The sequence below is a fragment of the Ulvibacter litoralis genome (assembly GCF_900102055.1).
Classification (GTDB): Bacteria; Bacteroidota; Bacteroidia; order Flavobacteriales; family Flavobacteriaceae; genus Ulvibacter; species Ulvibacter litoralis.
Genome location: NZ_FNBA01000041.1, coordinates 1 through 2,034, shown reverse-complemented (window position 1 = coordinate 2,034; position 2,034 = coordinate 1). Strand labels below are relative to the sequence as shown.

Here is a 2,034-nt window from a genome sequence, read left to right as displayed (position 1 = left end):
CTCCGAATAATTGGAACTAAATAAGAAACTGAAAAGATGTCGCCGCTTCAAGCCGCACGCTGCGCCAAGCGCTACAATTATTATACAAACCCGTTATGTCGCATTAAATTGAAAATTTGAGTAAACAAGAGACTTTAGCTGATTTAATTACTAACGAAACTACTTCCAAACCGAAAGGAGAGAAAGTTTTAAAATCGAATTACAACGATTGGAATATTGAAACATTAGCTGAATGGAATTCAAAGAAAATCAATTTAAGAATATCTGCTAGAGTTCCGAAATTTCATATTACGTTTGAAAATTGTATAATCAAAAAAGCTAAAATAATTAGTATTATTACTCGATATGACAATTTTAAAATACGAGGAAAATCTAGTTCAATTTCTGACTTATTATTATCAGATCCAATTGCAAAGAATTTACTAAAAGGTGGAAATGCAAGGTTTGAACTATCTGATAAAAATCTGATATATAATGTGAAATTAAAACGTCAAGATAAAACGAGTTTGATTAACGTGTTCATTCTGATTGAAAAGCTGACTGAAAAGATTGATATGATAATCTGATGAAAACGCGACATAACACTGTATATTCCCCATCGCTTACTTTTGAACTAAGAGAAAACTCACAACAATAAATTAACTATATTAGTCATACGAAAATTACGTTACGCTTGTCTTGCTGAGTCTCACGCGACGAAGTCGAATTGGGAACTAAACTAGAAAACTGAACGTGTCGTCGCTTCAAGCCTCACACTTCGCCAAGCGCAACGTGCAATATACAAACCCGTTACTAAAAATAGCTCGGAAAGAAAATCTTCGGATTTTTTTCCGAGCAGATTACTGCTAAGAACAAAGTCGGTCATTCTTACGTCCTTCCGATTGAAAAAAGCTGATTTTGAATTTTCAACTCATAAGATATTCAAGTTTCAAAATTGAATTCCTTCTACCCTTCTGATTTTAACGCTTATCCCAAAAACCTCTGAATCTAAATGTAATTCCGAGACAAATCATTTGGTTCGTGTCTCGCTACTTGTAGTAACAACGTATCAATAATCATAGCTTTTCCATAATTACTTCGTGTTTAGTACTCAAAAATTACTACTTTAGTTATCGGAACAATATGAACTAGCTTGCCTTTCTGAGTCTCACGCAGCTCCGAATAATTGGAACTAAACAAGGAACAGAAAAAGTGTCGCCGCTGCCAACATCGCGCTGCGCCAAACGCTACAATTATTATACAAACCCGTTATATGCAAGCTACGATGAAAACTAAATGAATAACAAAACTACATATATTATTGATCCTGAATTTCATCATTTGCGATATCTGACACCATTAATTGAACAGTTTGAATCATATTTTATTGAGGAATTAGAGTTAGAACCATTTGAATCTTTCTCACCAGAAATCAGCAGTGCATATTGGTATGCTAAATATCATCTACTTTTAAATAATCAGATATTAATAGACGAAGATTTGAAAGTCATATTTTCGGAACCAAAAATTAACGTCATATGGTTTACAATCACCGACCGGAAGACATTTTCAATCAAATGCTTGGATGGAGATAAGTGGCAGCTGAATAAATTGGGTTCGAATAAACAATTTGATGATTTGATTAAGAATATAAGAATCAGCCCAATGGCCAGCATATAACAACGTATAATAATTTATGGCTTACTTTATCAATGATTGAATATTTTCAGCAAATAATTGTAAATTGAACTTCCGAAAGTTCTGAGAAGCTTGCCTTGCTGATTCGCACGCGGCTCAATTAATTTGGAACAAAGAAATTGTTGGTAGGTTTCGCCGCTTCAAGCCGCACGCTGCGCCACGCGCCACAAATATTATACAAGCTCGTTGCCATCAATCGCTCGGATTCTGATTCTTACGAATCGAATCCGACCAGCTTTATGCTAAGAAACAAGTCGGTCATTCTTACGTCCTTCTGACTGAAAGTTTTATTTAAACCTTTCAATTTATAAGAAATTAAAGTTTCTAAACGGAACTTCCTCTACTCTTTTGACTTCA

Annotated in this window: 2 protein-coding genes; both read left to right on the top strand. The window is 34.4% G+C overall.

Translation table 11 applies throughout. The annotated features are described in order from the left end of the window. Nucleotides 1-116 precede the first annotated feature (116 nt). Entirely contained in the window at nt 117-566 is a 450-nt protein-coding gene (locus BLQ00_RS17330) for a hypothetical protein (protein ID WP_093145579.1), read from the top strand. A 709-nt stretch (nt 567-1,275) separates the two neighbouring features. Then, nucleotides 1,276-1,659 carry a hypothetical protein gene (locus BLQ00_RS17325; protein ID WP_093145578.1) on the top strand — a complete coding sequence of 128 codons (384 nt, stop codon included), beginning with the start codon at nt 1,276-1,278 and terminating at the stop codon, nt 1,657-1,659. The last annotated feature ends 375 nt before the right edge of the window (nt 1,660-2,034 follow it).

Excerpts from the sequence above, each read along its gene's own strand:
- BLQ00_RS17325 (WP_093145578.1), top strand. The coding sequence starts at position 1,276 with ATGAATAACAAAACTACATATATTATTGATCCTGAATTTCATCATTTG.